The organism is Xenorhabdus kozodoii (assembly GCF_002632875.1).
GTDB lineage: Bacteria > Pseudomonadota > Gammaproteobacteria > Enterobacterales > Enterobacteriaceae > Xenorhabdus > Xenorhabdus kozodoii.
Genome location: NZ_NJCX01000123.1, coordinates 1 through 380, shown reverse-complemented (window position 1 = coordinate 380; position 380 = coordinate 1). Strand labels below are relative to the sequence as shown.

Sequence of the window (380 nt, the reverse complement as noted above, 5' to 3'; positions counted from 1 at the left end):
CGTAACCTACCAGATTCAGACGACAGTACCCGATTCTGTCTCGGATGGCGTCCGGCATATCGTCGCTAACACCAGCTATATCACTCAGTTCCTCCAGAATATGGACAAGTGGATGAGTCAGTCGGGTGTGGTGGACGTGACCTTGCCTAACGGTCAAACCGTGGCACTGCAATCAATAAGGGCATTGCAGGCGGCGATGCTGGATAAGAACAAGAACGGCGCTGACATTCCAAACAAAAACGAGTTTGTGAAAAACCTTGGTTTGGCGGGAACGGCGGAGCTGGCGAAAAATGCGGTTCCTGCTAGCCGGAAAATCAATGGAAAACCGTTAACGGGTGATATCACGCTGAATGCAGGGGATGTAAAAGCTTATCCGATCC

Annotated in this window: 1 pseudogene; it reads left to right on the top strand. The window is 50.8% G+C overall.

The annotated features are described in order from the left end of the window. Positions 1-380: pseudogene (locus Xkoz_RS19425) on the top strand (hypothetical protein); the annotation flags it as partial.